The sequence below is a fragment of the Muriventricola aceti genome (assembly GCF_025567565.1).
GTDB classification, from domain to species: Bacteria; Bacillota; Clostridia; order Oscillospirales; family Oscillospiraceae; genus Lawsonibacter; species Lawsonibacter aceti.
Genome location: NZ_JAOQKF010000003.1, coordinates 230444 through 236864, shown reverse-complemented (window position 1 = coordinate 236864; position 6421 = coordinate 230444). Strand labels below are relative to the sequence as shown.

The following is a 6421-nucleotide window of genomic DNA, read 5'->3' as shown; positions in this document are numbered from 1 at the left end:
GATTACAGAAAATGGCTTTGCCCAGATCAAGGCTCTGGAGGATCGCTTTCGGGATATCCACATCGACGCGGTCTGGTCCAGCGACCTGTACCGCACATGTACCACCGCCCGGGCCATCTATGTGCCCAAGGGTCTGCCCCTCCACACTGACCCCCAGCTCCGGGAAATCAATCTGGGGGACTGGGAGGACCAGACTTGGGGGCAGGTGCGGCACTTTGATCCGGCGGGGATGGCGGCCTTCAACCGTAGCGACCCTGCCTGGCGGGCCCCTGGCGGCGAGAGTCTGGCCGAGGCGGGGGATCGGCTGGAGCGGGCCTTGACCTCCCTGGCACGGCAGCACCCCGGTCAGACCGTCGCCGTATTCAGCCATGGCACGGCTATCCGCCAATTTCTCGCCAATGTGAAAGGCATCTCCCCAGAGGACTGGCACACCCTCAGCCACAGCGAGAACACCGCCGTCAACTGCCTCACCTTTGACGGAGAGCGGTTCCAGGTAGTCTTTGACAGCGACGCCTCCCATCTGCCGCCGGAGCTGGCCACCCTGGGTAAGCAAGCCTGGTGGCGGAAGGACAAGCAGAAGGCGGAGGACGTGAACCTGTGGTTCCGCCCCATCCGGTGGGATACCGAGCGGGAGCTGTATCTGGGCGCTCGGCGGGATGCCTGGGAGTCCACCCACGGTCTGGAGATCCCCTTTGATGGCGCGGGCTTCCTCCGGGACGCCCAAAAGCACCTGGACCAGTCCCCCTGGGGGGTGACGGTGGCCATGGCCGGGGAGGAGCCGGTCGGCCTGCTCCAGTTGGACCAGGAGCGGTACAGTACCGACAACGCCGGGTACATCCCCTTCTGCTACATGAACCCTCAGCGGAGGGAGCAAAACTTAGGCGTCCAGTTGGTTGGGCAGGCCGTTTCCTACTTCCGCCCCCTGGGACGGGACAGGCTCCGGCTGCGCTGTGCCCCCTACAACGACCGGGCCCAGCATTTTTACCGCAAGCACGGCTTTGTCAAAATCGGGGAGGAAACGGGGAGCCGGGTCCCCCTGGACATCATGGAGAAGTACATCGGCTACCAGCGGTAGGGCCCCCCTCACCCCAGCATCTGGCGGATCAGCTCCTGCCGGAGGCCCAGTCCGAAGGCGTAGTAGCCCCCCTGGAGGTAGCTGCCAAAGTCGGCCAGCTTGGCGAAATAGTCCTCGTACGCCGGGAGCCCCACCGCCGCCTCGATCTGCCGGGCCGCCTGCTCATACTCCCGTTTGGCGGCCTGATAGGAGGGCACCGTGTCCAGAAAGCGCTCCACCGCCTCGGGCACTTCCCCGTTGAGCCAAAAGAGCTGGGCTAAAAGTTGTTGCATATTTAACACCTCATTTTTATGGACTTTAAGCAAGTATTATTATATACTTGCTTAAAGTAGGTGTCAAGAGATTTCGGAGGGAAATATGGCCCTATTTTGTGAACGGTTGAAATTATTGCGAAAAGAAAGAGGTCTGAAGCAGAGGGAGATGGCCGAACAGCTTGGTCTGGCCCTTAGCTCCTATCAATGCTATGAGTATGCCCAGCGCTTTCCCGACTTCCACGGCCTGATCGCCATCGCTGACTTCTTCGATGTCAGTCTGGACTATTTGGTGGGCCGCTCGAATGTCCGGGAGCGCCGGTGACCTCTCTCCTCCATATGGCAAAACAAAGCCGGGACCGTCCACAAACGGTCCCGGCTCTGTTTTATCCTTCGATGGTCAGCCCCGGCTTCCCCTGCCGCACCCCCTCCACCAGCAGGAGGGAGGGCGGATGGCCCGGCCCGTGGGACACCAGTTTGAGCCGCTTAGGCTCCAGCCCGCTGGCCCGGAGGATGCACACCACATCCGTCAGCCGTTCAGGCCGGTGGCACAGGGCAAACCGCCCCCCATTCCGCACCAGTCGGGCGGCGGCGGCGCACAGCTCCTCCAGGGCACAGTGTTCCTCGCTCCGAGCGGGACCGCCGCTCCCTCCACTGCCCAGGGAAAAATAGGGTGGGTTGGACACCACCAGGTCAAAGGCCCCGGCAGGCAGAGGCACGGACCGCAGGTCAGCGGGCAGGATCTCCCCCGCCAGACCGTTGCGCTCCAGATTGTTCCGGGCGGTTCGGGCGGACAGGGGGTCCAGCTCCACCCCGGTAAGGGACAGGCCCTCCGCCCTCCGGGCCAGCAGCAAAAGCAGGACGCCGCTCCCCGTTCCCAGGTCACACACCCGCCACCGGGGCCGCACAGTAGCGAACTCCCCCAGGGCAAGGGCGTCGCCCCCCAGTGGAAATACCCCTTCCGGCCAGGAAAGGTTGTAAGGGCCAAGCTGTTCCGTCTTCATGAGCTTTCTCCCGCCTCTCTCAAACAGATAAGAAAAGAATACCACAAAAGAGAGAACTATGGTATAATACGGAGGAATCTTTTGACGCTGACAGAGGAGGCGAAGGGCATATGGCCGGAACCTTATATCTGGTCCCCACCCCCATTGGCAATCTAGGGGATATCTCCCAGCGGATGGCGGACACCCTGGCTCAAGCGGACTTCATCGCCGCCGAAGACACACGGGTATCCATCAAACTGCTCAATCACCTGGGGCTGAAAAAGCCCATGGTGTCCTATCACCGCCACAATACCGACAGCGGCGGCCGGGCGGTGCTGGACCGGCTGCTGGCTGGAGAGAATTGCGCCCTGGTGACCGACGCAGGGATGCCCGCCATCTCCGACCCCGGCGAGGAGCTGGTGGCCCAGTGCGCCGCCCTGGGGATCCCAGTGTGTCCCATCCCTGGTCCCTGTGCCCTGGTAGCCGCTCTGGCGGCCTCCGGCCAGCCCACAGGCCGCTTCACCTTTGAGGGCTTTTTGCCCATGAACAAGAAAAACCGCCGCTCCCACCTGGACTCCCTTCGGGGGGAGGAACGGACCATGGTGTTCTATGAGGCCCCCCACAAGCTGGCTGCCACCCTCCGGGACCTGGCGGACACCTTTGGAGCGGACCGCCCCATCTCCCTATGCCGGGAGCTCACCAAGCTCCATGAGGAGATCCGCCGCGCCACCCTGGGGGAAGCGGCCGACTACTATCGGGACAACACCCCCAAGGGGGAGTTCGTGCTGGTGGTCCGGGGCTCAGAGCCGACGGAGGAGGGCGAGGTCACCCTGGAGGACGGGCTGCTGCTGGTGGACCGCCTGCGGGGAGAGGGACTATCCCTCCGGGACGCTGTCCGCCAGGCGGCCAAAGAGCTGGGCCTGCCCCGGAAGCAGCTCTATGACCGGGCCGTGGACCGATGAAAAACAAACAGGCAGTCATCCGTTTGGATGACTGCCTGTTTTTGTCTTCACTCCAGGTCGGACTGGCTCAACAGCTGAAGGCCCGCGGCACATTTGCGGCAGACATTTTTCCCCCGGAACGAAAAAATGTCCTTCTCACTATCACAAAAGACGCAGGAAACCTGATACTTTCTCAAAACGATGCTGGGCCCGTCCATATAGATCTCCAGCGGATCTTTCTCCTCGATCCCCAAAGTACGGCGCAGCTCGATGGGCAGTACGACCCGGCCCAGTTCGTCCACTTTCCTCACGATACCGGTGGATTTCATCGCTCTCTTCCTTTCTATATATTTCTCCGGCCCACGGGGAGGGGGCCGGCGGATTGTTTGAAATCATTGTATTGGTTAAAGTTTACTTTGTCAATGTTTTCCTGTCGAAAAAGGGCGAAAAGGAAAAATTTACCTGATATTTTCCTAATTTTTGTCCCATATTTATCCAATTCTCAAAAGGCAGGCATACCGGCCGGGGCCCGCCCGTATAAATGGGGACAAGAGGGGGTGGGCAGTATGACGATGACGGTAATCTGGACAGGGATGGTGGTCATCTCTGTGCTGTGCGGTCTGGCCACCGGCCGAGGGCCGGAGGTGGCCGCCGCCGCGGTGGAGGGCACCTCGGCAGCGGTGGAGCTGTGCCTCTCCATCGCCGGGATGATGTGCCTGTGGACCGGAGTGATGGAGGTCATGCGCCGGTCCGGTCTGGCCGATCGGCTGTCCCGCCTGCTGGGTCCGGTGCTCCGACGGCTCTTTCCCCAGATGGCCCGGGATCGGGCGGTGATGGACAGCATCTCCGCCAATGTTTCGGCCAACCTTCTGGGACTGGGAAATGCCGCCACTCCCCTGGGACTGGAGGCCGCACGGGGCATGGCCAAAAAGAGCCCCGGCGTGGCCTCGGACAGTTTGTGTATGCTGGTGGTGTGCAATACCGCCTCCATCCAGCTCATCCCCACCACAGTGGCCACCGTGCGGGCGGCGGAGGGGTGCGCCTCTCCCTTTGACATTCTTCCAGCGGTGTGGCTGGCTTCCGCCCTGTCTGTGAGTGTGGGGATTCTGATGTGCAAAATCTTGGCAAAGCTCTGGCCAGAGTGAGTTTGGCTTATTCTGGCCGCCGCCTGTTTTTTCCCCTTGAACTCTATTCAAATCTGTTTCCGTCAGGGAGGTCTTCCGGACTGTGCAGCTCTTTTTCAACATGATCGTCCCCTTTACCATCTGTGGGGTGGCCCTCTATGGGGCCTTTCATCGGGTGGATGTGTACTCCTCCCTGGTCCAGGGGGCGGGGGAGGGCCTGTCTACTCTGGTCCGCATCGTCCCCTCTCTGGTGGGGCTGATGACGGCGGTCTATATGCTCCGAGCCTCCGGCGCCCTGGAGCTGGCCGCCCTGGCTCTGGCCCCTCTGCTGGAGCGGGTGGGACTGGACCCGGAGCTGCTGCCCCTGATGCTGGTCCGGCCCATCAGCGGCTCCGCCGCCCTGGGTGTAGGCGCGGAGCTCATTTCCACCTACGGTCCCGACTCCCAGCTGGGCCGGACGGCGGCGGTAATGCTGGGCTCTACAGAAACCACCTTCTACACCATCGCCGTCTATTTCGGGGCCGTTGGCATCACCCGTACCCGGTACGCTGTCCCGGCGGCCCTTTGCGCCGATCTCACCGGCTTTCTGGCCGCCTCTTGGGCTGTGGGCCTGCTGTTTGGAGGATAAGAAAGAGGATGCGGGAACCGTCCCGCATCCTCTTTTTGCTATGTATCGTCCTCTTCGGTCAGCTGCTGTGGGTCCGGAGGCACCAGGGGCTCATCGTGCTCCAGGGGATCAAAGTAATCCTGATCCTGGATGACAGGCTTGCGGTGCCGGGCGATGGCGACGATAGTGGCATAGAGCACAATGGCCACCAATCCGCCGGAGAAGCCGTTGTTGTACAAGTTCATCCCCGCCACTGGGGAGCCGGTATACAGCACCACCGAGGAGTGGATAAAGCCGGCCAGCACCCCATAGGGCCAGCCGAAGTACCCAGACACCGGGGCCAAGGTGGTGCAGAACAGGCAGGCCAGTTGGACTGCCGGGTCATTGAGAGACCAGTGCATCACAAGGCTGCCCAAAAAGACGCCTCCCATCACTGGGATGATATTGAAGGCATGTTTACCAAAGGCGGAGAAACCCATGATGGTCAGGATGCCGCCGATGGTCGGACCGTTGAGTTCGCCCCCTCCGGCCAGAATAAAGGTCATCCCAATCAGGCCGTTGACTCCCGTGTTGATAAGCACCGGGGCGGCGCCGAACATACGAAGATAATCGCTGGGGGCACGGCCGCTGGTCTGGAGCAGACGACGGTATCCCGCCCACGCCGCCCACACCGGCCTTTTGCAGAAAAACAGCCCGGCCAGAATCAGCAGCAGGCACAGGGCGGCCAGCATGGGGGCGAAAATATGGTCATAGCCAGTCGCCCACCGATAGTAGGTGGTGGGATCGGCCCCCATGGAGCTCATGAGGGGAACCAGGATAAAGGCCACCAGCCCACAGGCAAAGCCGATGTTGTACAGGTTCATACCATTTTGCACCTTGTAGGTATAGGCCGAAAGCGGCGGCATAATGAAGCCAATGAGCACTCCTACCAGCACCCCGGAGGCGGGGGTCCCCCAGCCGTTGTCCAGGGCGATGTAGCTGACCACTGGGGCTAGGGCGGTAGCCATCAAGCCAGTGGCGGCGTATTTGCCGAAGGGCTCCTTCCGGCTCTTGGCATACAGCCAGCTGCCCAGCAGGATAGGCCAGATGTTCACCGGGTTTTTGCCGAACAAGGAAAAGCCGGACATCAGGCCGATGACCACCAGGCTCATTCCGTTCAGGGGCTCCCGTGAGGCCCGGAGGACCAGAATGGAAATGGCGGTCACCAAGGCGGAGTTGACCAGGGCCGGCCCCGGCCCGGACACTAGGATATAGTCGGTGATCAGGGCGTCCTCCGTGAGGACGATACGGGCCAGGCCGGACAGCACATCCCTGGGACCGGCCCACACCAGACCAGTAAAAAACAGGATAGCGGTGTAGATCCATAGGCAGGGGTACATCTTTTCATAGCGCCAGTGGTGATGTTCCAATGGACAGGCCTCCTTTCTTTCCGGGGGCGGG

9 protein-coding genes are annotated in these 6421 nt (G+C 61.7%); 5 read left to right on the top strand and 4 right to left on the bottom strand.

Annotated features, from left to right (window positions below):
- On the top strand, positions 1 to 1075 hold a 1075-nt coding region (locus OCV64_RS05245; protein WP_262669492.1), incomplete at its 5' end, for a bifunctional histidine phosphatase family protein/GNAT family N-acetyltransferase.
- Between the two features lie 8 nt (positions 1076 to 1083).
- On the opposite strand, the gene OCV64_RS05240 is transcribed toward OCV64_RS05245, so the two are convergent.
- Positions 1084 to 1347 carry a hypothetical protein gene (locus OCV64_RS05240; RefSeq protein ID WP_147570950.1) on the bottom strand — a complete coding sequence of 88 codons (264 nt, stop codon included), beginning with the start codon at positions 1345 to 1347 and terminating at the stop codon, positions 1084 to 1086.
- Positions 1348 to 1432: 85 nt separating this feature from the next.
- Between OCV64_RS05240 and OCV64_RS05235 the strand changes: the two genes are divergently transcribed.
- Positions 1433 to 1651, top strand: coding sequence for a helix-turn-helix domain-containing protein (locus OCV64_RS05235; RefSeq protein ID WP_262669491.1), 219 nt, complete (start codon positions 1433 to 1435; stop codon positions 1649 to 1651).
- Between the two features lie 61 nt (positions 1652 to 1712).
- Here OCV64_RS05235 and OCV64_RS05230 read toward each other — a convergent pair whose 3' ends face one another.
- The gene (locus OCV64_RS05230; RefSeq protein WP_262669490.1) at positions 1713 to 2330 is read right to left on the bottom strand and encodes a tRNA1(Val) (adenine(37)-N6)-methyltransferase; all 618 of its coding nucleotides are present in this window, start codon (positions 2328 to 2330) and stop codon (positions 1713 to 1715) included.
- Positions 2331 to 2440: 110 nt separating this feature from the next.
- On the opposite strand from OCV64_RS05230, the gene rsmI reads away from it, so the two are divergent.
- A complete protein-coding gene (gene rsmI / locus OCV64_RS05225) occupies positions 2441 to 3271 on the top strand; it encodes a 16S rRNA (cytidine(1402)-2'-O)-methyltransferase (RefSeq protein WP_262669489.1) in 831 nt (276 codons plus the stop codon).
- 47 nt (positions 3272 to 3318) lie between these two features.
- Here rsmI and OCV64_RS05220 read toward each other — a convergent pair whose 3' ends face one another.
- Entirely contained in the window at positions 3319 to 3579 is a 261-nt protein-coding gene (locus OCV64_RS05220) for an AbrB/MazE/SpoVT family DNA-binding domain-containing protein (RefSeq protein WP_186852175.1), read from the bottom strand.
- 237 nt (positions 3580 to 3816) lie between these two features.
- On the opposite strand from OCV64_RS05220, the gene OCV64_RS05215 reads away from it, so the two are divergent.
- Positions 3817 to 4395: a nucleoside recognition domain-containing protein gene (locus OCV64_RS05215; RefSeq protein ID WP_147571002.1), complete on the top strand. Its 579-nt coding sequence runs from the start codon at positions 3817 to 3819 to the stop codon at positions 4393 to 4395.
- Positions 4396 to 4477: 82 nt separating this feature from the next.
- The gene (locus tag OCV64_RS05210) at positions 4478 to 5002 is read left to right on the top strand and encodes a spore maturation protein (RefSeq protein ID WP_262669488.1); all 525 of its coding nucleotides are present in this window, start codon (positions 4478 to 4480) and stop codon (positions 5000 to 5002) included.
- Between the two features lie 38 nt (positions 5003 to 5040).
- On the opposite strand, the gene OCV64_RS05205 is transcribed toward OCV64_RS05210, so the two are convergent.
- Positions 5041 to 6390: a DUF1576 domain-containing protein gene (locus tag OCV64_RS05205; protein ID WP_240286860.1), complete on the bottom strand. Its 1350-nt coding sequence runs from the start codon at positions 6388 to 6390 to the stop codon at positions 5041 to 5043.
- Between the last annotated feature and the right edge of the window lie 31 nt (positions 6391 to 6421).

Excerpts from the sequence above, each read along its gene's own strand:
- OCV64_RS05240 (WP_147570950.1), bottom strand. The coding sequence starts at position 1,347 with ATGCAACAACTTTTAGCCCAGCTCTTTTGGCTCAACGGGGAAGTGCCC.
- OCV64_RS05235 (WP_262669491.1), top strand. The coding sequence starts at position 1,433 with ATGGCCCTATTTTGTGAACGGTTGAAATTATTGCGAAAAGAAAGAGGT.
- OCV64_RS05230 (WP_262669490.1), bottom strand. The coding sequence starts at position 2,330 with ATGAAGACGGAACAGCTTGGCCCTTACAACCTTTCCTGGCCGGAAGGG.
- rsmI (WP_262669489.1), top strand. The coding sequence starts at position 2,441 with ATGGCCGGAACCTTATATCTGGTCCCCACCCCCATTGGCAATCTAGGG.
- OCV64_RS05220 (WP_186852175.1), bottom strand. The coding sequence starts at position 3,579 with ATGAAATCCACCGGTATCGTGAGGAAAGTGGACGAACTGGGCCGGGTC.
- OCV64_RS05215 (WP_147571002.1), top strand. The coding sequence starts at position 3,817 with ATGACGATGACGGTAATCTGGACAGGGATGGTGGTCATCTCTGTGCTG.